Origin of the sequence: Rhizobium mulingense, assembly GCF_029194105.1 — a bacterium.
Classification (GTDB): domain Bacteria; phylum Pseudomonadota; class Alphaproteobacteria; order Rhizobiales; family Rhizobiaceae; genus Rhizobium; species Rhizobium mulingense.
Map to the genome: position 1 here is coordinate 681809 of NZ_JARFVE010000003.1, position 25233 is coordinate 707041.

Consider the following 25233-nt stretch of genomic DNA (forward strand, 5'->3'; position numbering starts at 1 on the left):
ACGCTCGGTTCGGCCGCTGTCTCCGAAGCAATTTCTTCAACCGGACGGATCCTATAATGACGATCTTGATAACAGGTGGGTGCGGCTTCATTGGCCGCCATGTTGCTGACGAACTTCTGCAAAGCGGCTATGATGTGCGCGTCCTCGATGCCTTGATCGACCAGGTGCATGCCGACGCCGAGGTTGTCGTGCCGGAGGGTGCCGAGGTCGTTCGCGGCGACGTCAGGGACAAGGACGCAGTGCGCGCTGCGCTGGCGAATGTCGACGGCGTCATCCATCTTGCCGCCGAAGTCGGCGTTGGGCAATCAATGTATGAAATTGCCCGTTATGTCGGCTGCAACGACCTCGGAACGGCAGTGCTGCTCGAATCCATGATCGGCATGCCTGTCAGAAAGATCGTCGTCGCTTCCTCCATGAGCGTTTATGGAGAAGGGCTTTATCTGACCGGAGACGGCAGACGGCTCGGATATGTCAGGCGACGAAACCATCATATCAAGCGTGGTGAATGGGATCCGCTCGGACCCAATGACGAGCCATTGACGCCCGTCGCCACCGACGAGGAGAAGCCGGTCGATCTGGCTTCGATCTACGCCCTGACGAAATATGTCCAAGAGAAACAGGTCCTGATCTTCGGCGAAGCCTATGGTGTGGATGCCGTCGCCCTGCGTCTTTTCAATGTTTTTGGCGCCGGGCAAGCCCTTTCCAATCCTTATACCGGCGTGCTCGCAAATTTCGGCTCGCGGCTGGCCAACCGGCAGCCGCCGATGATCTTCGAGGACGGCAAGCAGCGTCGCGATTTCGTCCATGTGCGCGACGTGGCGAGGGCCTTCCGGCTGGCCCTGGAAAAGCCCGCGGCATCGGGCCACGTGATCAATATCGGCAGCGGCCAGGTCTATTCGATCGCCGACGTCGCAACGCTTCTTGCCGACGCGATGGGCGTTCCGGAGATCAGCCCCGATATCATGAACAAAGCGCGTTCCGGCGACATTCGCAATTGCTTTGCCGATATATCCAAGGCGCGTGAACTGCTCGGCTTCGAGCCGAGATACCATCTCGAAAATTCGCTCGCTCCTTTCGTCGACTGGGTCCGGCAGACTGGGGCGATCGACCGCGGCGCCGAGATGAAGCGGGAACTGGAAGAACGGGGGCTGGTTTCATGAACAGGACCGGTTCTCGAGGATCCAGCCAGCGTGAGACTCGGCGCTTCGGCTTCGTCGAATGGTTCAGACCGGGAGAACATGAGCGGACCGAGACGCTGCTGCCGGATATTCTGGCGAGCGGCGCCAGTTATCTCAGGACACATCTATCCTGGGCGGAATATCTCGCGCCGGGCGGCCAGGAATGGTTCGATTGGCTGATCCCCCGCGTCGGCAGCGAAATCGATCTTCTGCCCTGCATCCACTACACGCCGCCATCGCTGTCGCGGACGGGCAAGTCCTCCGGCGCGCCGGTCAATCTCAAATCCTACGCCGACTTCGTCGATCATATCCTGACTCGTTACGGCGGCTATTTTCGTCATATTGAACTGTGGAACGAGCCGAATAATCTGCTCGATTGGGATTGGCGCCAGGACAGCGATTTTCTGCTCTTCTGCGAGATGATCGGCGGTGCCGCCTATTGGGCCAAGCAGCGAGGCTACAAACCGGTGCTTGGCGGCCCGTGCCCCTTCGATCCCTATTGGCTCAACCTGATGGGCACGCGCGGAGTGCTCGGTGTCGTCGATGCCGTTGGCTTCCACGGCTTTCCCGGGACGTGGGATAGCGAGGAGGCCACCTGGGGCGGCTGGGACATGCATCTGGGGGAGATGCGCGGGATTATCGATCGCTATAACGCCGATGCCGAGATCTGGATTACCGAGGCCGGTTATTCCACATGGCGCAACGACGAGATCGAGCAGGCGCGACGCTTCATCAAGGCGCTCACTGTCCCGGCCGACCGCATGTATTGGTATTCCTGGCGCGACGTTCCGCCGGATGTTCCGGTTCAGGAAGGCCTGTGGTTCGACCCGCGGCATTATCATCTCGGCGCGGTCACCCACGACAACAAGCCGAAGCTGCTTGCACGCCTCCTGATGGAGGGAGGCGTTAACAGGCTGGAAGCGGTCGCTTCGCTGGCCACCCCTCAAATCGCCTCCGGTGCCGCGCCGATAGTGGTCACCGGCGGGAGCGGGTTTGTTGGCTGCAACTTGGCGCACAGCTTGCTGAACGACGGGGAGGACGTCGTCATTCTGGACAGTCTGGCACGACCGGGAGTCGATCAGAACCTTTCGTGGCTGATAGAACGGCATGGCGAGCGGGTGCATCCGGTTCTTGCGGACGTTCGTGATCTGATGGGGATCGAAGCTGCCTTTCGTGATGCCAAGGCTGTCTTTCACTATGCCGCCCAGACGGCCGTGACCACGAGCCTCGTCGATCCGCTGGAGGATTTTGAAACGAATGCTCGCGGCACGCTCAATGTCCTGGAAGCGGTGCGCAAGGCGGGCAGGCGCGCGCCGGTCATTTTCGCCAGCACCAACAAGGTCTATGGTGCTCTTGATGATCTCGGTATGATCGAACTCGACGATCGTTACCTTCCCGAAAGCGAGATCATCAGGGCGCAGGGTATCGGCGAGGACCGGCCCCTCGATTTCTGCACTCCCTACGGCTGCTCGAAAGGCGTTGCCGACCAATATATTCTCGACTACGCCAAGTCATTCGGAATACCCTCCGCGGTCCTGCGCATGAGCTGCATCTATGGGCCACGCCAATTCGGCACCGAGGACCAAGGCTGGGTGGCGCATTTCCTGATCCGGGCTCTCGGCGGAGAAGCCATTTCCATCTATGGCGACGGCAAGCAGGTGCGCGATATCCTCCACGTAGACGATGCCGTCGCCGCCTATCGGTCGTTGCTTGCGAATATTGATCGCGTCAGCGGTAAAGCCTTCAATCTCGGCGGGGGGCCGCGCAACGCCGTCAGCGTGCTGGGGGTGCTGCGCGCGATCGGAGAGCTGACGGAACATCCCGTCGCAAGGAGCTTCGGCCCGTGGCGCGCCGGCGACCAGTTCTATTTCGTGGCCAATACTCAAAAGCTGGAACGCGAAACCGGCTGGCAGGCCCGTATTGGATGGAGAGACGGCCTGCGGCATCTCGCTGAATGGCTGATTGCCAATCGTTTAGGCGGTCGGCAGATCCGCAGGGAAAAGCGGAAGGTGTCGGCATGATCCGACGGGAACGACGCAAGGGACATCGCTGCGTGGTGATGACGGTCGATGCCGTGGGCGGCGTCTGGCGCTATGCTATGGATCTCGCCACGGCGCTCAGGCCGAAGCAGGTTGAGATGGTCTTCGCAGGGCTTGGTCCCGGCCCCGGCAAGGATAAGGCGGCGGAGGCAAATCGGATCGGCAAACTCGTCTGGCTGGACGCGCCACTCGACTGGATGGTGGAGGACGAAAGGGCAGTTGCAGACGTCCCACGCCTGATTGCTGATCTTGCTCGCTGCGAGGAGGCCGACCTTCTGCATGTCAATCTGCCGTCGCAAGCGGCTTATATGGAAACGGATCTGCCGGTTACGGTGGCTTGCCATTCCTGCGTCGTCACCTGGTTCGCGGCCGTTCGCCGCAGCCACGTGCCGCAGGACTGGCAGTGGCAATATCGGCTCAACCAGGCCGGCTTTGCGCGCGCGGATAAAGTAATAGCGCCGAGTCGCAGCCATGCCGAGGCAATGCAAGCGGTCTACGGGCCGATTGCGGATCTCCATGTCGTTCACAATGCGAGCGCTCTTCAATCGTCCGATGAGCCGAAGCGAAGTTTCGTTCTGGCCGCCGGGCGGTGGTGGGATGACGGGAAAAATGGTGCCGTCCTGGATACTGCGGCAGGAATGACGCGCTGGCCGGTGGTGGTGGCCGGGGCAAGCAAAGGGCCCAGCGGACAATCGATGCAGTTTCGCCATGCAGACCATCGCGGTGAGCTTCCCTACACCCAGATGGCAGCCGCAATGCGGCAGGCCGCCATTGTGGCTTCGCCTTCGATCTACGAGCCGTTCGGCCTTGCAGCTCTCGAGGGGGCGAGGGCGGGCGCGGCATTGGTCCTCGCGGATATACCGACCTATCGCGAGAACTGGGGGGACGCCGCGCTGTTTGCCGATCCGCGTGATCCTGAGGCTTTCGCCGATGCGTTCAACACTCTTGCCGATGATCCGCAACGGCGCGCTACGCTTGGACTGAAAGCGCGCGTGCGATCCGAGCGCTTCGGTCTCGACGCTCAAGCGGAGGCGATGTGCAGAATTTACTCAGGCATGTTTGGCCGGCCCTTTTCAACAGCAGCGGAGTGATCATGAAGTTCGTCTTTTATACCCATTCGCTGATTTCCGACTGGAACCATGGCAATGCACATTTCCTTCGCGGCGTCATGCGGGACCTCCAGCGGCGAGGTCACGAAACGCTGGCATTGGAGCCGGAAGGCGCCTGGAGCCGCACCAATCTCATCAGCGATCAGGGGCCGGCTGCCGTCGAGCGCTTTCATCAGGCCTTTCCGCAGCATCGCTCGGAGATCTACGACGAGGCTTTCGACCACGAGGCAGCACTTACCGATGCCGATGTCGTCATTGTGCACGAGTGGACGGAGCCGCGATTGGTCGAGAGCCTCGGGCGCATCCGGCGCAAAGGCGCTGCCTTCACCCTGCTCTTCCACGATACGCATCACCGGGCCGTCTCGGCGGAAGGGGACATCGCGTCGCTCATGCTGGACGACTACGATGGTGTGCTGGCCTTTGGGCAGACCTTGCGTGAGCGCTATCGTCGGGCAGGCTGGGGAAAGTCCGTCTTCACTTGGCATGAGGCAGCGGACGATTCGCTGTTTCGGCCGTTGCCGAATGTCGAGAAGTCAGGAGACCTCATCTGGATCGGCAACTGGGGCGATGACGAGCGATCGGCTGAGATTGCCCAGTTCCTGATCCGGCCCGCCAGAGATCTCGCGCTCAAGACGATGGTTCGCGGCGTTCGATACCCCGACCATGCGCTGGACCAACTTCGCAATGCCGGCATCATTTATGGCGGCTGGATCGCTAACGCCGATGTTCCGGCCGCCTTTGCTCGCCACAAAGTGACGGTACACATCCCGCGGCGGCCTTATATCGAGCATCTGCCCGGTATTCCGACGATCCGGGTCTTCGAGGCGCTAGCCTGCGGCATCCCCCTGATTTCTGCACCTTGGGCTGATATCGAGCATCTCTTCACCCCAGGCCTGGATTATCTGCCTGTCGGCGATGGCGAGGAGATGAAGAAAAGCCTGCATGCCGTCCTCTTCGATACGAATCTGGCCGCGAGCCTCGCTGCATCCGGTCTTGCGACCATCAAGGCGCGTCACACCTGCCGGCACCGCGTTGATGAACTGCTGGAAATTTTGGCGAACTGCGGCACGAGCAAGGTCACCGCGAAGCTTCAGCCACGGGAGGCGGCGGAATGAAAATCGCGTTTTATGGTTCGAGCCTCGTCTCCGCCTATTGGAATGGTGCCGCTACTTACTATCGCGGCCTGCTGCGGGCGCTGTCGGGGAAAGGCTATGAGATCACCTTCTACGAGCCCGATGTCTACGATCGGCAGAAAAACCGCGACATCGATCCGCCGGATTGGTGCAGGGTCGTCGTCTACGAGGGAACGATCGACGCATTAAAGGCCGTTGCCGGCGAAGCGGCCAGCGCCGACATCGTGGTCAAGGCGAGCGGCGTCGGTTTCGAAGACGATCTGTTGCTGGAGGAAGTGCTTCGCAACGCGCGGGCGAAGGCCATCAAAATCTTCTGGGACGTTGATGCCCCGGCCACGCTTGCCGAACTCAGGGTCAATCCCGACCATCCGCTGGGCCGAGCGCTCCCCAGGATCGATCTTGTGCTGACCTACGGTGGCGGCGATCCTGTCGTGAGTGCATACCGCTCCGTCGGCGCGGCCGAATGCATACCTGTCTACAATGCGCTGGACCCGCAAACGCATCACCCGGTGCCGGAGGACCCCCGTTTTGTCGCCGATCTCGGTTTCCTCGGCAATCGCTTGCCGGACCGGGAGGCGCGGGTCGAGCACTTCTTCCTGGAGCCTGCTTCTCGTCTGCGGGACCGGAAATTCCTGCTTGGTGGCTCCGGCTGGCACGACAAGCCGATGTCGTCCAATGTCAACTATATCGGCCACGTGCCGACGCGCGATCACAATGCCTTCAACGTCACTCCGATGGCGGTTCTCAACATATCGCGCGCCAGCATGGCTGAGACCGGATTTTCGCCCGCGACGCGGGTCTTCGAGGCGGCCGGCGCCGGCGCCTGCCTTATCACCGATTATTGGGAAGGCATCGACTTGTTCCTCAAACCCGACGAGGAGATCCTCGTTGCGCGGGATGGAGAAGAGGTGGCTACCTTGCTTGCGGGTCTGTCGCGCCGGGGCGCGCAGGAGATCGGAGAACGGGCGCGCCAGCGCGTGCTGGCCGAGCACACCTATGCCAATCGCGCCGAAACGGTGGATGCGATCTTTCGCGCCCGCCTCGGCGCGCGCGGGGAGGCGGCGGAATGACAAGACCTCTCGACATTGTGTTCCTCGGCCTTTCGCTTTCCTCATCCTGGGGAAACGGCCACGCCACGACGTATCGAGCGCTCATTAAAGGCTTGCGGGAAGATGCTCACCGCATTCTGTTCCTGGAGCGGGACGTGCCCTGGTACGCCGATCACAGGGATCTCGCTTCGCCTGATTTTTGCGAGCTCGGTTACTATTCCGATCTGAGTGCCTTGATCGAGCTTTACGGGGAAAGGTTGCGCACGGCCGATGCCGTCATTGCAGGATCCTATGTACCCGATGGCGTGGCGCTGATCGACAGGCTCGCCGCGTTGAATCTGAAACGCCTCTGCTTCTACGACATTGACACGCCGGTGACCTTAGCCAAGCTCGACCGCGGCGATGAGGAATATCTGGCGCTGAGGCAGATTCCGTTGTTCGATGCTTACTTCTCCTTCTCGGGAGGAGAGGTGCTGGCGCGGCTGGAGCAGAACTACCGTGCACAGAGCGCCGTTGCGCTCTACTGCTCCGTCGATCAGGAGCGCTATGGCAACACGGGAGAGGCCCCCGCCTGGGATCTTGGCTATCTCGGAACCTACAGCCCGGACCGGCAGCCGACGCTGGAGCGTCTCCTTCTGGAGCCGGCGCGCCGCCTGCCGGCCATGCGCTTCGTCGTCGCCGGGCCGCAATATCCTGCCGAGATCGACTGGCCGGCCAATGTCGAACGCATCAAGCATCTGGCGCCCGCCGATCATGCAAGTTTTTACAGCCGGCAGCGGTTCACGCTGAACGTGACCCGCAGCGACATGATTGCCGCCGGCTGGTCGCCCAGCGTGCGCCTCTTCGAGGCCGCCGCCTGCGGAACGCCCATCATCAGCGATTTCTGGCGCGGCCTCGACGAACTGTTGCCGGACGGGGAGGCCTCTCTCATCGCACGCGCGCCGGAAGATGTTGTGGCGCTGCTGACGGACCTTCCCGACAGCGACCGCTTGGCGGTCGCCGCTGCCGCCAGGAAACTGGTGATGAGCGGTCATACGGGCGCCGCGCGTGCTGGTGAGCTCGCTCGCGCTCTTTCGCAACTGCCCGCCAAGCCAGCTTTGGACCGTATCTCAGCGTAAGGAGAGTATCGATGCTTCAAGTCAATCATCGCGGCAAAGGCAAGACTGTCCTGGTCGCAGGGGGCGCGGGCTTTGTCGGCTCGCATCTCTGTGATGCTCTTCTCGGCCGTGGCGATACCGTCATTTGCGTCGACAGCTATATCACCGGATCGCCGGAGAATGTCAGGCCGCTGGTGAACCATCCGGGTTTCCGGCTGATCGAACAAGATATCTGCGAATTCCTGAAGATTGATGAGCCTGTCGACCAGATCTACAATCTGGCCTGCGCCGCATCGCCGCCACAATATCAGGCCGATCCCGTTCATACCATGATGACCTGCGTCGCCGGCACGGGCAACCTTCTCGCGCTGGCCGACCGGCACGGGGCTTCCTTTCTACAGGCCTCGACAAGCGAGGTTTATGGCGATCCGGCCGAGCATCCGCAGCGGGAGGATTATCGCGGCAATGTCAGCTGCACGGGGCCACGCGCCTGCTACGACGAGGGAAAGCGCGCCGCCGAAGCTCTCTGCTTCGACATGCTTCGCGTGGGCCGAGTCGACGCGCGGGTCGCCCGCATCTTCAATACCTATGGCCCGCGCATGCAGGCCAATGACGGCCGGATCGTCTCCAACCTGATCGTGCAGGCCCTTTCCGGGAAGCCTCTGACCATCTATGGAAGCGGCACGCAGACACGATCCTTCTGCTATGTCAGCGATCTTGTCGGCGGTCTCATAGCACTCATGGACGTTCGGCCCAACCCCGGCATGCCGGTCAACCTCGGCAATCCCGGGGAGTTCACCATCAACGAGCTCGCCGAGATGGTCCGTTCAATGATGCCGGTCCAGACCGTTGTCGCATACAGGCCGCTGCCGAAGGATGATCCCCAGCGTCGCCGGCCCGATATTTCCCGTGCAATGGAGCTTCTCAATTGGCAGCCGACGGTGCCGCTTGCCGAAGGGCTCAGATATACGATCGACTGGTTCGCAGCAAATCTGGACGATCGCCCACGAAGGCGAACAGGAGCGCCTCGCCATCGTCGCAGAATGGCAGCCTCGCACACTGCCTTTCTGGAGAGCTGATCGTAAGGCGGATGCAGACGATGATGAATCCGGCTTTGAAATGGCGCATCAACGAACTGGGGCCTGGTTCCACAATATCCACGCTTCAAGTTGACTATGAATTTTCGCAATGGAACGTTTTGACCGGCGGGACTACCCGACGCTTTTCTTCGTCGAAGAGCGCTATGCAGCCGATCCTACCAACTGGTTCATCCCAAACAAGGCAGCGGTCGAAGCCAAGTTGCGAAGCTCCGGCTTTGTGTTGGAGACAAATCCCGAGCGCGACGTTTATCTTTGTCGCCGAGGCCGACGGCCCTAGATGGTCGAGCCGCCGCCCTCTTGAGGCGATCGCTCGATAGGAGAACGCAGGTCCAGAATGTTGAAAGGTACGGGATCGGTTTCGTTTGCCATTGTTGCGATCCTCGTCATTGCGACCCTGGTCTGGTTCGTGACCAGACCGCATCCGCTTTTTGCGGCCGGCGATTCCGGGCTGACGCCCGGGGATGCTGAGCGCGGCCGGCTGGTATTTGCCGCGAGCGGGTGTGCCTCCTGCCATGCTTCACCGGGCCAGCCGGATCGTCTGAAACTGGGCGGCGACCTCGCTCTGGCCTCCCCCTATGGAAGCTTTCGCGTACCTAATATTTCGCCCGATCCGCAGGCCGGCATCGGCTCATGGTCAGTCGCAGATCTGGCCAATGCGCTGATCGCCGGCGTGTCTCCGTCGGGACAGCATTACTATCCCGTGTTTCCCTATGCCAGCTATACCGGCATGACGTTTGACGATGTCAGGGACCTCTATGCCTATTTGCATACGCTCCGACCGGTCGCGGAACGTCCGCAGCCGCATGATATCGATCCGATATTTCGCATTCGACGCTTCGTCGGCTTCTGGAAGCTGCTCTTCTTCCATGAAGGTCGGCCGGAAGGAAATGCGATCGGCGATCCGATGCATGATCGCGGGACCTATCTGGTCGAAGCGCTCGGCCATTGCGCCGAGTGCCATTCCTCCCGCAACATCTTTGGCGCAATCAAGCCCAAGACGCGATTTGCCGGAGGGGTGAGTTCCGAAGGTGTCGGTTTTAATCCGAACATCACGCCGGAGGGCATTGGCTCGTGGTCCGAGCAGGAAATCGCCGAAATGCTTCGGAGCGGCAGGACGCCCGATCACGGTTATGTCGGCTGGTCGATGGCGGACGTCGTGGAAAACACGTCTGAACTCCCCGAGTCGGACCGCATCGCCATGGCTCGATATCTGAAGTCATTGCCGCCGCGGCCGACGCCTCGTCCTTGAATCGGTCGCTCAGTGCCTAACGCCCAAAGAGATAGGCGGCCAGGTCGCGCGCTTCCGCTTCGGATATGCCCGTGGCCGGCATTGCGGTCTGTGGCGAATAGGCTTGCGGCGTAACGATCCAGGCGACCAGATTATCGGCGGAATTGTTGAGCACGCCCGCAATGTAGACCCGTTCGCGCAGACCGGACAGATCGCCGCCGACCTTGCCGTCGGCGCCCTCTATGCCCGGAATCGTGTGGCATCCGGCGCAGCCATAGCGGCGAAAGATCGCCGGTGCGCGTGCGGGATCGCCTTTCGTCATCGAGATCGCAGCGGCTTGGCGTTCGGAGCGCTGGCGATAGATGTCTGTCAAGAAAACCGCTGCCGCCAAGCTGACCATGCAGGCAGCGGCGACGAAAGCAGGCCGAAGCGAGTTACGGGGCAACGATGTGCGTTCCACCTGCGCCTCCTTTTCCCGAGTCGCTGATCCACAATGCGGTCAGCGTCAGCGCTGCGATGGCGTAGATGATCCCTGCAGGTACCCACATCACCAGGCCCGCCATCTGCTGGTCCTCGAGCGGCGACAGCCCCCAGGTCTCGGAGGCTCGCGTCTGCACCCCATAGAGCACTCTCGGCGCAAGTGTGATGAGCGCACCGAGAATGCTCATGTGCAGCATGGTCAAAAAGACGTGCCAGGCGGCCAGCCCCCGATTCTTCTTCCAGATGACGGACCACCAGAACAGGACGGCGCTCGCGAAAAAGGAAAGGTGCTGCAGGCGGTGGAGGGGCGGGCTGTCAATCGTGGCGTCGAACAGGATCGGCGCGTGCCAGGCCCAGATCGTCACGCCGTGCAGCAGTGTCGCCACTGTGCCGTTGCTGAGACAGTTCCACGCGCTGCGCATCGCGTTTGAAGCAAGTGCCTGTCCCGTCTGGCGCCTGACGATCTTCGGTAGTCCCCAGAGCAGCATCGCCGAGGGCCGCGATAGCACGATTAGTGGCGCCGAAATGGCCATGACCAATTCATGTTCGACCATATGGAAGCTGAAAAGCTGTTGACCCAGCCAATGCAGGGGAGACACGAGCGCGCCGGTGAGAATGAACCAACCGGTCCAGAAGGTCACAAGCCTTTGGACGAAGGAACGGCGGCTTTCTAGGGAGCGCGGCCGGAAGCGAAGGCTGCCGCATGCATATAAGGCCGCGCTGAGACCCAGCGGTACAACGATCCAGGGGTCGATGGTCCACGGAAAAGAGCCGGAATGGGCATGGCCGTCATGGGCCGAGGCCGGTGCCGCCATAATGGCCAGCAAGGCGATCGTTGTTCCTGTTCTCATAGCCGCGGCACCCAATAAATGCATCCGTAGAGGGGAAGCCAGGCGAGGACGACAAAGTTCCAGTAAAGCGCGTTGTCTTCGACGTCGCCGTAGCGGCGGGTATTGTCTGCATGCTTGGAAAACATCAGGCAGGCGAGAACGATCGTGTCGATGAGATCGGTGACGATGTGGGTAGTGTGCAGACCAAGAATCGTCCAGACGATCGATCCGTAGGCGTCGTCGTCCCAGCTGATATGAAGGGCAGGAAATTCGAATACGCGGGGGATGAGCGGTATCGCGCCCATGAAGGCCATGGCAATCAACCCCAGGCGCACCTTGCGCAGCTCCTTGCGTTGCGCCCACCGCGACACCAGCATATTCGGCACGATGCTGACGAGAAGCAGCAGGGTGAGGACCGTGCCCGGAAGAAGATCCGGAGGAGGGGCTTCGATCGGCCAACGCGGCGCCAGGCTCATCAGGTAGAAATAGATCGCAATTGTCAGTGCAAATCCCATGCCTTCGATCAACATGAACGCGGCGGTGCCCCAGAAGGTCAGGCTCGCACTGCCCATGCCATGCAGGGGAAGCTTCGACAGGTCGAGTGCGATACGTTCTTTCATGACTCGTCCTCCGGAGTCTGCTTCGGCCAGAACCATCCCGTGAGGGTGATGGCTATCGGGATCGCTCCCCAGATCACCGCCCAAGGGGTGAAGATCGAAACGATCAGCATGACGCTGGTGGCGATCGCTGCCAGGAGCGGCCAGATCGAATTGGCTGGCATGGATTCCCGCGCTTCCGGCTCGGCTCCCGTAACGCTGCTGACAATCACTTCCCGTCGGTCGAGTCTAAGGCCTGTGGCCACCGGCAAGGTCTCTCCGTCCGCCCAGAGCGGTTCGGCGGATTGAACAACCGGGATGTGGCGAAAGTTGTAGGGGGGAGGGGGCGAGGACGTAGCCCATTCCAGCGTCGAGGCGTTCCAGGGGTTCGGCCCTGCGGCCGGACCGAATTTGAAGCTGCGCACGGCGTCGGTGAAGAAGATGAGGAAGCCGGCAGCCAGGATGATGGCGCTGAGGCTGACGAAGAGGTTCAAGCCTGCCCAGGGCAATTCCGGCGGATAGGTGTAGACGCGGCGCGGCATGCCTTGAAGGCCGAGGATGTGCATCGGGAAGAAGGTCAGGTGAAAGCCGGTGAAGATGAGGCCGAAGGCCCATCGGCCGAGCCTTTCGCTCATCATGCGGCCGGTCATTTTCGGGAACCAGTAGTAGATAGCGCCGATGAGCGGGAAGACGGACCCCCCGATCAGCACATAATGAAAATGCGCCACGACGAAATAAGTATCGTGAACTTGCGTGTCGAGCGGCACGGAGGCCACCATCACCCCGGTCATTCCGCCGATCACGAAGGTGATCAGGAAGCCGATGATGAAAAGCAGCGGTGTCTTGAAGATGGGACGTCCGTCCCACAGCGTCGCCAGCCAGCAGAAGATCTGGGTTCCTGCGGGAATGGCGATCGCCATGCTGGAGGCGGTGAAGAAGCTGCTTCCAAGACGCGGCAGACCGGCGACGAACATATGATGCACCCAGAGGCCGAAAGCCAGCACACCGGTCGCGATCATTGCCAAGACTAGCGGCAGATATCCAAAAACAGGCCGCCGGGTGAAGGTTGAGATCATGGCGGATACCATACCCACTGCCGGCAGGAAGATGATGTAAACCTCGGGGTGGCCGAAGAACCAGAATAGGTGCTGCCAGAGAAGGGCGTCGCCACCCTCCGAAGGGTTGTAGAACTGCGTGCCTACCAGCCGGTCGAGAATGAGCGACGAAGAACTGAACATGATCGCCGGCATCGCCAGAATGACAAGGAAGGCCGTCACCAGCATCGACCACACGAAAAGCGGAATGCGATTGAGCGACATGCCTGGCGCTCTGAGCTTGAAGACGGTGACGACGATCTCGACGGCGACGGCAAGGGCCGACACTTCGGTGAAAGTGATCATCTGCGCCCAAATGTCCACCCGCTTCCCTGCGCCATATTGCGGGCCGGCTAGGGGAACGTAAGCGAACCATCCGACGTCAGGGGCCGTATCGAGCAGGAGAGAGATCCAGAGGAGCAACCCCCCGGCCAGAAATATCCAATATGAAAAGGCATTCAGTCTGGGAAAGGCGATGTTGCGGGTACCGACCATCAGCGGGACCAGATAGACGGCCATCGCCTCCATCACTGGCACGGCAAAAAGGAACATCATGTTGCTCCCATGGACCGTGAAGATCTGGTTGTAACGGTCCGCGCTGATGAAGCGCGCCTCCGGGAAAGCGAGCTGGAGGCGCATCGCCAGCGCAAGCACGCCGCCGAGGAGCAGGAACATGAAGGCTGTCGCGATATAGCGCCGTCCGACGACCTTGTGATCGACAGTGGACAGCGCGGCCAACAGCCCCGACGGCGTCGACCAAGTTCGCCTGAGAAAGGCTTCGGCCGGTTCATTGCCGGCTGCCAGATCGGCGGGTGACGGAGTCTTGTCCTGGCACGTCATCGGAGCTCACTCATATAGGCGCTCAATTGCTGCAGCTCTTCGCTGGTGAGAGGAACCAAGGGCATGTTGTTTCCCGGCTTCAGCGTCTGCGGATCGGCGATCCAGGCGGCGATCGATCCCCGCGTATTTTCCAGCAGCCCCGCTCCGATCATGCTGCGGCTGCCGACATGGGTAAGATCCGGTCCTGAAGTGCCGCCCGCCGCCGTGCCGCGGATCGTGTGGCAGGCGGCGCAAGGCTTGCTCATAAAGACCAGCTTGCCCGCCGCCGCGTCGCCGTCGGCCGGCTCGACCGCTGCGTTTCGCTGCGCTTCCAGCCAGCGGGCATAATCGTCAGGCTCCTCGGCAACCACCAGCAGAGCCATGTGGCTGTGCTGCAGGCCGCAGAACTCGGCGCATTGACCGCGATAGACGCCGGGTTTGCTGGCATGAAGCGTCAGTCCATTCTCGCGGCCGGGAACCAGGTCCTGCTTTCCCGTCAGGTTAGGTACCCAGAATGAGTGAATGACGTCCGTTGCCACCAGACGCAGCCGGACGTCGGTTCCCACCGGAATATGCAGTTCGTTGGCGGTCTGGAAGGTTTTCGCCGGATCCGCATTAAGATAGGTGAATTTCCACCACCATTGCTGGCCCCGAACGACGACCGTCGCAGGATCAGCCTCGCGCCAGTCGATGCTGCGCGTGGCGTAAAAGCTCGAAACGGTCAGAAAGGTTATGACGAGAACGGTCCCTACAATTGCCGCGCTTACGGCCCTGCCCATGGAGCGCTCGGTCTGAGGCCTGCCGGGCGCCGGCTTCCTCCTGCGAACCAGGGCCCACGTCATGACGACCATGACCAGCACGAAGACGACACCGCAGACCGCGACAAACAGCGATATCAACTCTCGAAGCTCCATGGCTGAAGGTCCATCGGCATTAAGAGCCGATTGCGGATCGCTAGTGCAGCCAGAGAAAAACAGGAGATGGGGGAATAGCAGGGAGGCGCGGGGGATATTCAAGGCCGAACACCTCGATCGGAACGGACGCCGGTCGGTCCCTCCTCGAAATGGCTTGCTGCCGGCGCCCGGTTCTCGGCCGGTCTGGTATGTTTGTCGTCGTTCCGGCTCGGCGCGGTATAGAGCGCCGAATAGGCGCCGATCGTCCTGACGTAGCCCGCGAGCTGCCAGATCTGGTCGCTCGTCATTCTGTTGGCGAAGGAGGGCATGCCATGAGGTCGTCCGTCCCGGATAGATGCCACGATCGAGACCATTTCCGAGCCGTACAGCCACCAGCCATCGAGAAATGAAGGGCCGGTTCCGCCTCGCCCATCTCCATGGCACATAGGGCACCCGAACCAGGAATAAAGACGCTTGCCCTGGCCTAGATCGTAGGCGGTGGTTTCATAGGGGCTGTCGAGGGCGAAATAGACGTCGGGAGGTGTCCCGCCGATCTTGTTGGGCATCAGCCGGAACTGGTCGAGCGCTGAGGTCACGGGGGGATCGGCGCGATATTGCCTGGGATGCCTTGCCCAGCCGATCACGGCGCCGATAGCAAACACGCAGAGAATTGCTGTCGAGGCGAACCAAATTCCGGGCTTTTTTTCGGTTGCTCGGTCGGGAGGCGGCGGTAGCTGCACCACGGCTCCCAACATGGCGGGGTAGGCTCGATCCTGCCGTGGACGAATTGCCCAGCCGATAGCTGCCGCTGCGGCGGCCACGCAGAAAAGCGTCGCTACCATAAACCAGCTTCCGTTCTTGCTTTGGCCCATCGCCGAGATCCGGTTCAAGACCGCGAGGATTGGGCGGAGAGGCTGAGACGCACCGGCAGCAGCTTGTAAGACGGCGTCTTGGCCTTCGCATCGTGATGGGCCAGCGGAAAGAGCGGGTTCGCCTCCGGATAATAGGCTGCGCAGCAGCCGGCCGGAATATCGTGCCGCACGACTTTGAAATTCATGACGCGGCGCATCTTTACGACATGGATGGCCGTCGTCAGATCAACCAAGTCACCCTCTTTGAGGCCCAACCGCAGAATGTCCTCCTCGTTCATGAAGACCACCTGTCTGGTCCCCTTCACACCCCGGTAGCGATCGCCGTAGGCATAGATCGTCGTATTGAACTGATCGTTCGCGCGCAGGGTGGTGAGGTTGAGAACCTCCCCGGCGTCGGAACCGATATCGAGTTCGGGAAAGAGCCGCTGTGGGGTGATGAAGTTGGCTTTCTGGTTCGCAGTAGTCCATTTTCGCTCTCGCGCCGGTACGGGTCTCGAAATGCCGCCTGGCTGGAACATGCGTTTGTTGAAATCCCTGAATGTCTCGGGATAGGTCGCTTCGATCGCGTCGCGGATCTTCGAATAGTCGCCGACCCATTCATCCCAGGGCACCTGGCCTCTCGTCAGTGTCGCCTTGGCGATGCCGGCGATAATTGCGGGTTCCGACAGCAGCTCGTGGCTAGCCGGCTTTGCCCTTCCGCGTGAGCCGTGGAAATGCGCCACCGAGCTTTCGATGGAGACGGCTTGCGGGCCACTCGCCTGTTCATCGATCTCGAGCCGACCGAGGCAGGGCAGGAGATAGGCGATCTCGCCGTGGATGACATGGCTGCGATTGAGCTTGGTTGCAATTTGGACGCTGAGGCGCAGCTTCCGCCATGCCTCTTCCATCGCGTCCGTTTCCGGGACCGCACGCAGGAAATTGCCGCCCAGCCCGACGAACGCCCTTGCCTCACCTTGCATGATGGCTTTGCAGGTATCGACCGTCGAGCGACCCTCCCATTTCGGCGGATCGAATTGATAGAGTTCCGACAGCTTGTCGAGCGGAACGAGGGCGGGCTTCTCGGTTATTCCGACCGTTCGCTGTCCCTGAACGTTCGAGTGTCCTCGCACCGCGCAGATGTTTGCGCCCGGCTTACCAACATTCCCGCGCAACAGCGCGAGATTGGCGACCATGTGGACGTTCTGGACGCCCATCACATGTTGGGTCAATCCCATGCCGTAGATCATCAGCACGGCTTCTGAATGAGCATAGATGCGCGCCGCCTGGATCATCTGTTCGCGGGTCAGGCCGGAAACACGCTCCAGCTCGGCCCAATCGTGGCGGCGGGCGGTCTCGGCGAACTCTTCGAAGCCCAACGTGTGCGTGTTGATGAAATCGTGGTCGAGCACGTGCTTCTTGTCGGCTGCGGCGATGGAAGCGGCAAACGCGACCGCCGCAGCGTTGTCCGGTTTGTCGGGGGCCGCGTCGGAGCCTGAAACCTTGCTCGCGCCCATCGCCTTCAAGGCATCGTCGGCTTCGATCAAGGCTTTGCAGACCCCGAACAGGGCTGCGATATCACCTCCGTTCTTCACCTGGAAATATTCCGAGGAAATTGATGTCGATCGGCCGGTCAGCATCTGGCTCGGCATTTGCGGGTTGATGAAACGCTCAAGGCCGGCTTCGCGCAACGGATTGAAGGTGACGATCTTGACGCCTCTGTCGGCCGCATCCTGCAGATCGTGCAGCATTCTGGGCGAAGAGGTGGCGACGTTCTGCGCCAGGTAGAAGATGCAGTCGCAGTTCTGGAAGTCCGAAAGGATTGCCGTTCCGACGGTCGCTCCGATGCTTTCCGGAAGCCCGACCGACGTGCTTTCGTGGCACATATTCGACGAGTCCGGTAGGTTATTGCTGCCGAAGATGCGTGCGAAAAGCTGATACATATAGGAGGTTTCCAGGGAGGCGCGACCTGACGTGTAGAAATCCACCTGCTGCGGAGAAATGGCGCGCAGCTCTCTGCCGATTTCGTCAAAGGCCTCGTCCCAGCTCACCGGTTCGTATCTATCCGTCGCGCTATTCCATCGCATCGGGTGGGTAAGCCGGCCCTGCTCCTCGAGATCGTGATCGCTCCATTGCTCCAGCTCCTGCAATGTATGGGCGGCAAAAAAAGCGCGGTTCGCACGGCGCGTGGTGATCTCCCAGGCAGTTGCTTTTGCGCCCTCCTCGCAGAATTCCATCGCATGCGGTTTTGCAGGTTTGGCCCAGGCACAGCTCACGCACATATAGCCGTCCGGTTTGTTGTGATGGGCAAGCATCGACGACCCGGATCGCGGGACGTGCTCGCGCAGAAGGATTTCTCCCACAGATCTCGCCGCTCCCCAGCCGCCCGCCGTCCGTGCATTTTCACCGATTGTTGGGCTTTGTTTTGATTTCGTTGACATCTCTAACTCCCCACAGTGCCGAAGCGGGAATCCCGCAAGGTATTCGCGGCCCGAACTCTCCGGGGAACGTACTGTTCCCGGCGGACCGGCGGAGGCGCCTGACGATTGCCGGGACTGAGGGATGAATGAAAGATCCCTGGCGGCTCAAACAATGTCGCAGGCGGTCAGGGTGATGTCGGCGCTTCGGCTTCCACCTCAGCATAGAGCTGGCCGCACATCGTCAGCGATCGCTGCATGGCAGCGACCCGGTCTTCGGCGTCTTTGGAGGAATAGGCCCAGATTTCGGTGGCCCAGCTCTTGCCATCCATCTCGTACTGAAGGGCGAATTTGTAGAGACGTCGCGCGTCTGCGTCGCTGCTTACGAAAGCGCGATCCGGATCGTCGGAGTGCTCTCTACTGCGGGGGAACCTTATAACATTCACAGCAACGTGCTCCTCGGGCCGCCCTGTCGCCAGGGCTCGACAGGCGCTTCCAAGGACCAAACCAGACCGCTTGAATTTCGTTCCCTTCAATTGCCGTTGGAGCAGTTCATCATCAGGACGTCGAGAGGACGCAGGAAGCAGCGAATGAGGAGGCGACGGCGAGAGCTGTGCCTCTCCGGAATCTGATCATGGGAGCGGAAGACTGGTATGACGCCGATTGACATTGCAGCGCGCACGGCACGCAGGCGCAACTCCCTTTTGATCGGCGAGCCCGTGGGGCTCTTCAGGCATAAGCAAAACTTTTCGTCACGCCCACGGACGGAACATTTCGTGCCATGACTTTGAGATCCTCGCGAACCATCTCCGTGACCAGCTGATCGAGACTGGTCTCGTGTTTCCAGCCAAGCTTCGTGTGCGCCTTTGTCGGATCGCCAATCAGAAGATCAACTTCGGTCGGGCGGAAGTAGGCCGGATCGATCTCCACGACACACTGACCTGAAGTCTTGTCGAATCCCTTTTCCTCGACCCCGTTCCCACGCCAATCAATCGGCATGCCCACCTTGGCAAAAGCCTTTTCAACGAAGGAACGCACCGAATGCGTCTCGCCGGTCGCAAGGACATAATCCCCCGGTTCGTCCTGTTGCAGCATCAGCCACATACCGCGGACATATTCTCGTGCATGTCCCCAGTCGCGCTTCGCATCCAAATTGCCGAGATAGAGCCTGTCCTGCAATCCAAGATGGATCGCCGCCGCCGCCCGGGTGATTTTACGCGTTACGAATGTTTCGCCGCGGATCGGGCTTTCATGATTGAACAAAATCCCGTTCGAGGCATGCATGCCATATGCCTCGCGATAATTGACGACGATCCAATAGGCATAGAGCTTGGCCGCCGCGTAGGGTGACCGAGGGTAGAAGGGTGTCGTTTCGCTCTGCGGAACTTCCTGAACCTTCCCGTAGAGTTCCGAGGTGGAGGCTTGATAGAAGCGGGTCTTCTTGGTCAACCCAAGGAGTCGAATTGCTTCCAGCAGCCGCAGGGTGCCGGTTCCATCGGCGTTTGCGGTATATTCCGGTGTCTCGAACGAAACTTGAACGTGGCTCTGTGCGGCGAGATTATAAATCTCGTCCGGCTGCGTTTCCTGGATGACGCGGATGAGATTGGTCGAATCCGTCATATCCCCAAAGTGCAAAATGAAGCGAGGATTCTCGACATGGGGATCCTCGTACAGATGCTCGATACGACTGGTGTTGAAGGACGATGAGCGTCGTTTGAGGCCGTGAACGATATAGCCCTTGTCCAGGAGCATTTCGGCCAAATACGCACCGTCCTGACCTGTTATGCCCGTAATCAGTGCAACTTTTTGGTTCTTTGTCATACCCATATCCATGACTGCCCTCCAACTCGAACAATAGTGCGGCAGTTCATTTATGTATTATCTTCGATTTCAAAGAAAATATATTATTAATTATTGCTTTCGGAGTATCGTCGGTGTGAGGCTGGTAATATTTCATCAGAGATTTGGAAAAAAGCTCTGAATCACTGAAATTATACAGCGCGTGTTTGTCGGGGCTTACATTGTTGATCGCGACAAGGATTTCCGAATTTCGCGGGCTTTTCATTTGCTGCAGGCTGAACTCGACCGCGCGACGGCTCATCTTTCCCCATCTGACAACAGCCAGTGTTTTTTCCGCGAGCGCAGTCAGAAGCACGGTGTCTGTCGAGGCGAGCACGGGCGCGCTGTCGAAGATGACAATCCGGCCGGCCGCGCCCGCCACCTCGATGATATCTGTCAGGCCGTTCGGACGAACGCGTCGCTGAAGACTGAATTTGCCAGATGGAATGAAGTCGACACCGCTTGGATGGTGGTAGACGATGTCGCGGATATCTGCCTGGCCGTTCAGGTATTCGTTCAAACCCTGCTGTAGCCCCGACCTGAAGAACGAATCGAGTTCTCCCCGTCGAAGGTCGCCGTCGACCAGCAGCACCGGAATTGCCGCGGCGGCGAGCTCGATAGCCAGCGATCTTGCGACAAGCGACTTGCCTTCTCCGCTGTGCGCCGACGTAACGACGATACTGTTCGGCACCTTGCCCCCGTTGGATTGTTTGAGCGTCAGGATCACGGTGCGAATTGCCTCGTCAAACATCGGGACCTGCACAAGTCTGAAAATCGTCTTCGGATTTTCCTTCCGCGCCAGCCGTGGGATAAGTCCTGCCGGTATCGTGCGGGCCATTCCTGCTATCTGATCGAAACTCCGGACGGACTGGTCCCACATCTCGAGTACGAAAGCAGCGGTCACGGCTGCCGAGATTGCAGCCAGGAGGGCGCCCACCAGATAGAAGAGCCTTCCACGTCCCTGTGACACGAGCGGCACCGAAGCCGGTGAGAAAACCTCCAATTCCGCGCCCGGCAGTGTGGCCTTGGCGGCGAGGTCCCGACGCTGGTCCTCAAGCTTGTCGAGTGCGGCTTGCTCGTTTTCGGCAATACGCTGCAGTCGTGTCAATTCGGTCTGCGCCAGGGCATCGCGTGTGCGTTTTTCCTTAGCGACAGCCAAGATGGATTGCACTGCGTTGGCTTCATGATCAAGGGCGGCAAGCTTGGCGCGCATTGATTGGAGATATTGCTTGGTTGCGAGGTCGAGATCGATACGGGATCGTTCGATCTTCCTGCGTAAATCCACCACTGCCTCGGCATTGCTGTCATATAGCTCAAGCAGACGGGAAAGATCTTCCTCCTGTGCGCGAAGATCGCGTTGCTTCGTGGAGATGCTATCGGGGACGGCGATGTTCTGCACCGCAGCCGAAGGATTATCCGCGGTTTCCAGCGCCGATATCGTCGCTTTTACCTCAAGCCGGCTTTCCTCGATTTTACCTTCGCGCCCGGTGAGTTCCAGGAGGGTTTTGATACGTTCATCCTGAGCGTCCTCTTTCGAGACGATGTCCATCGATTCTTGATAGTTGCGGGCAGCGTCGCGAGCAATAACCGCGCGACCCTTCTGTTCGGCAATGCGCTGTCGGATCCATGTTTCCGCTGCATCCAGGCGGGCACCGACACTGCCCTTCCGCTCGTCGAGATAAATGCTGACGACACGGTTAGGAACAGCGGCTGCGAGTTCAGCATCATTTGCCGTGAAGCTGATCTGGATAACTTCGCTCCTCTCTTCGTGCCACACTCCGAGTGCTTGATAATATTCCCGGATAGTGGCTTCGATGCTGTCTCGTGCCGCCGAAGCGGGCTTTTCCGTGTCGAACAGGCCTCGCAGGTTTGCCCGGATACTCTCAAAAAACGAGACCTTCCGCAGCGCTGGATTGAACTCGTCCCGCATGTTAAGCCGCATTTCGCGCACGACTCGCTCTGCAATACTTCTGGATAAAAGCCGCTCAGTCTCCGATTTCACGTCAAGCGGATTGCCGCGGCTGGTATCCTCCGCACCAAGTGATGTCGCGAGAGGCTGGTGGACGATCAATCGGGCCGAGGCCTGATAGGTGGGCTTCAACCCAGAGATCATAATCGCCGCGGGCGCCACCAGCAGCAAGGTTATCGCAATGATCATGACCATTCTTCGCCGCAGCATACGAAAGGCGGATGCGAGGTCTAGGTTATCCGCCTTGGTCTCGACCTGAGCGCGAGGATCATACCGCATTGGCGAGATCGGAAGGTTGCGGTCCGGCGGAACAGTGGAAATCGTCATCGTGCGGCAGCCCATCCTTGGTGTTTCGCGGATACGGTTTCGTAAAGTTTTTCAAGCGAGCGCATATAGACCATCATGCTGAAATAGTTGACATAATGCGCGCGCCCCTGGACGGAGAGGCGGATGCACAATTCGCGGTCAGATACCAGCTTTGCCAAAGCTGCGCCCAGGGCATTCTGGTCTCCCACCGGCACGAAAATCCCGGTCTCACCATCGGTAATGACTTCCTCATGCGCCCCAACACGAGTCGTTACGACGGCGAGCCCATGGGACAGTCCTTCGAGCACGGCCATTGCCAGCCCTTCGGCGTGCGACGGCAGGACCAGAATATCTGCACGCGCGCACAAGGCTCGCGCCTCACCGGCGTCAAGCCAGCCGGGCATCTCGACCCGATCGGAAAGCGCCATGGCGTCAGCCAGACGGCGATAATGCTCGACAGGACCATCGCCGGCCAGTACGGCCCGCCACCGGAGTTCTTTCATAAGCGGGTGGTTCAGGGCCGATAGAAGCTCAGTGACCCCCTTGCGTTCGCTCAACCGGCCGAGGAATACGATCAGCGGTGTCCCGCCGTCGCAAATATTATGCGTCCCGGGATCGGGGACGCAATTATGGGCGACGACCGCGCGGCGCTCGTCAACACCCAGAAGGGTCGTCAGCGTCGCGCGATCGCGCTGGCCCAGCGCCACGACACGGTCGGCATTCTGAAACATTCGACGTATGAGCCGTTGTTGACGCGGCGAGCGTTGCGCGAAATCGCCGGCGTAATCGTAGTCGTGAAGGTGCAATATGTGGCAGCACCCTAACAGGCGGGCAGCCTCGGTCAGGATCAGTTTGCGAGAAGTGCTGCCGCGGCCAGCGATGTGGATATGGTGAATGCGATCAGGCGTAACGATCCGGTCCTTTGCCATTGTCAGGATCGCCCCGACCAGTCGCGCCGGCGAAGTCAGTTTGGACCATCGAGCCCCTCTTGTATCGGTGACGAAATGTTTCGCGCCGGTCTCTTTCGCCGTCTCTATTATATAGCCGACAAGCCTGCCGATGCCGCCGCCGTTCTCGCAGCCGCCCGGAAGATAATGGCGGACGCTAGCCGCGCTGCGGGCCGCCGGCCGGCTTCTGTCTGTGAGGGCTTCCATCAGCATGACCCGACCACCTCCCGATAAACTGCCGCGGCCCGGCCGCCGACCCGTTCAGGCGAATTCGGCCCCTGGGCCCATTCGAGCGCATTGGCGCCCAACCTGATTCTAAGCTCGCCGTTGTCTGCCAATGTCCTGATCGCTGCCGCGAGCTCTTTGGGATCGCCGGGGGGGACCACCATCCCCAACCCGTTGGGCTCAACGGTATCCCGCAACTCGCCGACATCAGTAACGATGACGGGTTTGCCGAATGCGGCGGCAAGGTTGAGCACGCCGCTTTGGGAGGCTTCCGTATATGGAAGCACGACGATGTCGGTGTCCAGGAAAAGCTGGGCGACCTCTGCATCCTCGATAAAACGATTGCGAATATCATAGCGGTCGGCATCCCCCATGAGAGGCAGGAATATCGCCGGATTGTCGCCACGGCCCGCGACCGTGACGCGCAGGTTGGGAAGCACGTCCTTGAGCATCGCTTCGGCCCGGACCAGATGTTCCAGGCCCTTATAGGCAAATATCCGTCCGAACAGCAGGACGCGGATCGTTCCATCCGCTACGCGTGGCGCCATCTTCTGCCGCCGGGCGAGTTCCGCATAGCGAAGGATGGAGGGATGCGACAGAACATGGACGCAGTCCGGCGATTTTGCATATCGGTCGAGGACCATCCGCTTCAGTCCCTCGCCATGCACGACAAGGTGTCCGGATTGCTTCACCATCAGTTCGGGGGCCCAGCCGGGCAAGGTACGCGTATCGGAGTCGCCCGGGTGTATTTCGACGTCATGGATAGTCGTCACAAGCGGGATCGGGCGCCAGAACGGCACTGCGAGGTTCAGCCAAAGCGTAGAATTGCTGAGGAGATGAATAAGGTTCGGCCGTTCGCGCCGGATCATCCGCGTAAGCTGGTACAAAAACCACGGATTGGAGAGAGAGCGGTGTCTCGGCCAGTCCAGAAGGTGCAGCTCGACGGCCGGGTCGAAGGAAGAGGCGAGATGCGCGTAGCGCCGGCGCGGCACGGCAAGCACGACATCGAGGTGCTGGGCAACGCCGCTGGCAAAGGAGATGGTATAGTCTTCCAGTTCAGAGACCAACAGCAGCGCCTTCATTTCGCTACCCCCGGCAGGCCGACGTCCTGACCAAGCCGAGACAGACTGCGCGCCGAGCGCAAGCTGTCGCGCGTCCGCCTGAGCAGGTTCGGTTCGCCGGCAAAGAAGAGGCCTTCGATGGCAAGCCTGAACCGCGTGAGCGCATCGGCGCCCTGCAGCTTTGCCGACGCGACGCGATAGGGATAGTGGTCCCTCAGATGTAATTGTGCCGGCAGTTCACGAGCGGAGAGAAACAGGTTCGTTGCTTCAACGGTCTGCTGCCAGTGCGTCATCCGTCTCCGGAGCGTGGCAGCATCTTCGGCAGCGCGATACCAATTGTTACTGTGGATGCGGTAGAATCCCAGCGGGTCTGGCATGGCAATCACGTCCCCCAGAAACGGATAGATGCCCACCAGCCAAGCGTCGGCCGATATGCGGAACTGTTCTGGGATGCTGCCCGCGGCATTCCAACTGCTCCGCCGCACTGCGATGGCCGACGTCATCGGAAATGGCCACCAGCCTGCCGATCTTGTAAGCAGCGAAGACAACGCCCCTGAACACAGAGTTCGAGGGATCGGCTTGGAGGTCGGCGTGCCATCGACAAGCGTCGGCTGCAACCGGTGATAGACAAGCGATGCTTGAGGATTTGCGCGGAAGGCTGCAACCGTCGCCGACAGCTTGCTCGGCGCCCACCAGTCGTCGGCGTCCAGAAAACAGAGGATCTCGCCGGCGCTCGATCCTACCGCGGTATTAATCGCAGCCGCCTGTCCCGCGTTTTCCTGAAAAATCACCTTGACCCGGCTGTCGTATGCTTCCAGAACAGAGCGCGAGTCGTCGGTAGATCCGTCATCGACAACGATTATTTCGACGTTGCCCTCGGCCTGGCTCAACACGCTGTCTATCGCCCGCCCGACAAAGCGTGCGTAGTTGTAATTGTTAATGAGGACACTGAGGGTCGGCAGCTCCATGACGCGCG

At 60.3% G+C, this 25233-nt stretch carries 21 protein-coding genes and 1 pseudogene; 9 read left to right on the plus strand and 13 right to left on the minus strand.

All coding sequences use genetic code 11. The features are described 5' to 3' along the window. Positions 1-56: 56 nt before the first annotated feature. From PYR71_RS08125 to PYR71_RS08165, 9 genes and pseudogenes are all read left to right on the plus strand, one after another. Positions 57-1160 carry an NAD-dependent epimerase/dehydratase family protein gene (locus PYR71_RS08125; RefSeq protein ID WP_275618929.1) on the plus strand — a complete coding sequence of 368 codons (1104 nt, stop codon included), beginning with the start codon at positions 57-59 and terminating at the stop codon, positions 1158-1160. Beyond that, a complete protein-coding gene (locus PYR71_RS08130; RefSeq protein WP_275618930.1) occupies positions 1157-3199 on the plus strand; it encodes an NAD-dependent epimerase/dehydratase family protein in 2043 nt (680 codons plus the stop codon). Before PYR71_RS08125 ends, PYR71_RS08130 begins: the two co-directional genes overlap by 4 nt. Next, complete coding sequence (locus PYR71_RS08135) at positions 3196-4308, plus strand: glycosyltransferase family 4 protein (RefSeq protein WP_275618931.1); 1113 nt, start codon at positions 3196-3198, stop codon at positions 4306-4308. The genes PYR71_RS08130 and PYR71_RS08135 overlap by 4 nt, the downstream gene beginning before the upstream one ends. Positions 4309-4310: 2 nt before the next feature. Beyond that, entirely contained in the window at positions 4311-5441 is a 1131-nt protein-coding gene (locus PYR71_RS08140; RefSeq protein ID WP_275618932.1) for a CgeB family protein, read from the plus strand. Further along, on the plus strand, positions 5438-6529 hold the full coding sequence (locus PYR71_RS08145) for a CgeB family protein (RefSeq protein WP_275618933.1): 1092 nt from the start codon (positions 5438-5440) through the stop codon (positions 6527-6529). Before PYR71_RS08140 ends, PYR71_RS08145 begins: the two co-directional genes overlap by 4 nt. Next, positions 6526-7626, plus strand: coding sequence for a CgeB family protein (locus tag PYR71_RS08150; protein WP_275618934.1), 1101 nt, complete (start codon positions 6526-6528; stop codon positions 7624-7626). Before PYR71_RS08145 ends, PYR71_RS08150 begins: the two co-directional genes overlap by 4 nt. An 11-nt stretch (positions 7627-7637) precedes the next feature. Beyond that, a complete protein-coding gene (locus PYR71_RS08155) occupies positions 7638-8684 on the plus strand; it encodes a UDP-glucuronic acid decarboxylase family protein (protein ID WP_275618935.1) in 1047 nt (348 codons plus the stop codon). A gap of 83 nt (positions 8685-8767) precedes the next feature. Continuing rightward, a pseudogene (locus PYR71_RS08160) lies at positions 8768-8982 on the plus strand (TIGR04290 family methyltransferase); the annotation flags it as partial. A gap of 57 nt (positions 8983-9039) precedes the next feature. Beyond that, positions 9040-9954, plus strand: a complete 915-nt coding sequence (locus tag PYR71_RS08165) for a cytochrome c (RefSeq protein WP_275618936.1) — start codon at positions 9040-9042, stop codon at positions 9952-9954. 16 nt (positions 9955-9970) lie between these two features. On the opposite strand, the gene PYR71_RS08170 is transcribed toward PYR71_RS08165, so the two are convergent. The 13 genes from PYR71_RS08170 to PYR71_RS08230 form a co-directional block, all read right to left on the minus strand. Continuing rightward, positions 9971-10333 (minus strand): c-type cytochrome, encoded by a 363-nt coding sequence (locus PYR71_RS08170; RefSeq protein WP_275619062.1) that lies wholly within the window; start codon positions 10331-10333, stop codon positions 9971-9973. A 34-nt stretch (positions 10334-10367) separates the two neighbouring features. Next, entirely contained in the window at positions 10368-11264 is an 897-nt protein-coding gene (locus tag PYR71_RS08175; protein WP_275619063.1) for a cytochrome c oxidase assembly protein, read from the minus strand. Next, positions 11261-11863, minus strand: coding sequence for a cytochrome c oxidase subunit 3 (locus PYR71_RS08180; protein WP_275618937.1), 603 nt, complete (start codon positions 11861-11863; stop codon positions 11261-11263). The genes PYR71_RS08175 and PYR71_RS08180 overlap by 4 nt, the downstream gene beginning before the upstream one ends. After that, the gene (ctaD, locus tag PYR71_RS08185) at positions 11860-13773 is read right to left on the minus strand and encodes a cytochrome c oxidase subunit I (protein WP_275618938.1); all 1914 of its coding nucleotides are present in this window, start codon (positions 13771-13773) and stop codon (positions 11860-11862) included. The genes PYR71_RS08180 and ctaD overlap by 4 nt, the downstream gene beginning before the upstream one ends. Further along, entirely contained in the window at positions 13770-14768 is a 999-nt protein-coding gene (coxB, locus tag PYR71_RS08190) for a cytochrome c oxidase subunit II (RefSeq protein WP_275618939.1), read from the minus strand. The genes ctaD and coxB overlap by 4 nt, the downstream gene beginning before the upstream one ends. Then, the gene (locus tag PYR71_RS08195) at positions 14765-15487 is read right to left on the minus strand and encodes a c-type cytochrome (RefSeq protein WP_275618940.1); all 723 of its coding nucleotides are present in this window, start codon (positions 15485-15487) and stop codon (positions 14765-14767) included. The genes coxB and PYR71_RS08195 overlap by 4 nt, the downstream gene beginning before the upstream one ends. A 44-nt stretch (positions 15488-15531) precedes the next feature. Further along, positions 15532-17934 carry an FdhF/YdeP family oxidoreductase gene (locus PYR71_RS08200; RefSeq protein ID WP_275618941.1) on the minus strand — a complete coding sequence of 801 codons (2403 nt, stop codon included), beginning with the start codon at positions 17932-17934 and terminating at the stop codon, positions 15532-15534. 164 nt (positions 17935-18098) lie between these two features. Next, a complete protein-coding gene (locus PYR71_RS08205) occupies positions 18099-18356 on the minus strand; it encodes a hypothetical protein (protein ID WP_416340271.1) in 258 nt (85 codons plus the stop codon). Between the two features lie 283 nt (positions 18357-18639). Continuing rightward, complete coding sequence (gmd, locus tag PYR71_RS08210) at positions 18640-19743, minus strand: GDP-mannose 4,6-dehydratase (RefSeq protein WP_183916868.1); 1104 nt, start codon at positions 19741-19743, stop codon at positions 18640-18642. 34 nt (positions 19744-19777) lie between these two features. After that, positions 19778-22045 carry a GumC family protein gene (locus PYR71_RS08215; protein ID WP_275618942.1) on the minus strand — a complete coding sequence of 756 codons (2268 nt, stop codon included), beginning with the start codon at positions 22043-22045 and terminating at the stop codon, positions 19778-19780. Beyond that, positions 22042-23184: a glycosyltransferase family 4 protein gene (locus PYR71_RS08220; RefSeq protein WP_275618943.1), complete on the minus strand. Its 1143-nt coding sequence runs from the start codon at positions 23182-23184 to the stop codon at positions 22042-22044. The genes PYR71_RS08215 and PYR71_RS08220 overlap by 4 nt, the downstream gene beginning before the upstream one ends. Further along, positions 23178-24278, minus strand: coding sequence for a glycosyltransferase family 4 protein (locus tag PYR71_RS08225; RefSeq protein ID WP_275618944.1), 1101 nt, complete (start codon positions 24276-24278; stop codon positions 23178-23180). The genes PYR71_RS08220 and PYR71_RS08225 overlap by 7 nt, the downstream gene beginning before the upstream one ends. Continuing rightward, positions 24275-25225, minus strand: coding sequence for a glycosyltransferase family 2 protein (locus PYR71_RS08230; protein WP_275618945.1), 951 nt, complete (start codon positions 25223-25225; stop codon positions 24275-24277). Before PYR71_RS08230 ends, PYR71_RS08225 begins: the two co-directional genes overlap by 4 nt. Between the last annotated feature and the right edge of the window lie 8 nt (positions 25226-25233).

Coding starts and splice junctions, on each gene's coding strand:
- PYR71_RS08225 (WP_275618944.1), bottom strand. CDS start 24,278: ATGAAGGCGCTGCTGTTGGTCTCTGAACTGGAAGACTATACCATCTCC.
- PYR71_RS08155 (WP_275618935.1), top strand. CDS start 7,638: ATGCTTCAAGTCAATCATCGCGGCAAAGGCAAGACTGTCCTGGTCGCA.
- ctaD (WP_275618938.1), bottom strand. CDS start 13,773: ATGACGTGCCAGGACAAGACTCCGTCACCCGCCGATCTGGCAGCCGGC.
- PYR71_RS08125 (WP_275618929.1), top strand. CDS start 57: ATGACGATCTTGATAACAGGTGGGTGCGGCTTCATTGGCCGCCATGTT.
- gmd (WP_183916868.1), bottom strand. CDS start 19,743: ATGGATATGGGTATGACAAAGAACCAAAAAGTTGCACTGATTACGGGC.
- PYR71_RS08140 (WP_275618932.1), top strand. CDS start 4,311: ATGAAGTTCGTCTTTTATACCCATTCGCTGATTTCCGACTGGAACCAT.
- PYR71_RS08170 (WP_275619062.1), bottom strand. CDS start 10,333: ATGGTCAGCTTGGCGGCAGCGGTTTTCTTGACAGACATCTATCGCCAG.
- PYR71_RS08130 (WP_275618930.1), top strand. CDS start 1,157: ATGAACAGGACCGGTTCTCGAGGATCCAGCCAGCGTGAGACTCGGCGC.
- PYR71_RS08145 (WP_275618933.1), top strand. CDS start 5,438: ATGAAAATCGCGTTTTATGGTTCGAGCCTCGTCTCCGCCTATTGGAAT.
- PYR71_RS08230 (WP_275618945.1), bottom strand. CDS start 25,225: ATGGAGCTGCCGACCCTCAGTGTCCTCATTAACAATTACAACTACGCA.
- PYR71_RS08180 (WP_275618937.1), bottom strand. CDS start 11,863: ATGAAAGAACGTATCGCACTCGACCTGTCGAAGCTTCCCCTGCATGGC.
- PYR71_RS08220 (WP_275618943.1), bottom strand. CDS start 23,184: ATGCTGATGGAAGCCCTCACAGACAGAAGCCGGCCGGCGGCCCGCAGC.
- PYR71_RS08215 (WP_275618942.1), bottom strand. CDS start 22,045: ATGACGATTTCCACTGTTCCGCCGGACCGCAACCTTCCGATCTCGCCA.
- PYR71_RS08135 (WP_275618931.1), top strand. CDS start 3,196: ATGATCCGACGGGAACGACGCAAGGGACATCGCTGCGTGGTGATGACG.
- PYR71_RS08200 (WP_275618941.1), bottom strand. CDS start 17,934: ATGTCAACGAAATCAAAACAAAGCCCAACAATCGGTGAAAATGCACGG.
- PYR71_RS08175 (WP_275619063.1), bottom strand. CDS start 11,264: ATGAGAACAGGAACAACGATCGCCTTGCTGGCCATTATGGCGGCACCG.
- PYR71_RS08150 (WP_275618934.1), top strand. CDS start 6,526: ATGACAAGACCTCTCGACATTGTGTTCCTCGGCCTTTCGCTTTCCTCA.
- PYR71_RS08195 (WP_275618940.1), bottom strand. CDS start 15,487: ATGGTAGCGACGCTTTTCTGCGTGGCCGCCGCAGCGGCAGCTATCGGC.
- PYR71_RS08165 (WP_275618936.1), top strand. CDS start 9,040: ATGTTGAAAGGTACGGGATCGGTTTCGTTTGCCATTGTTGCGATCCTC.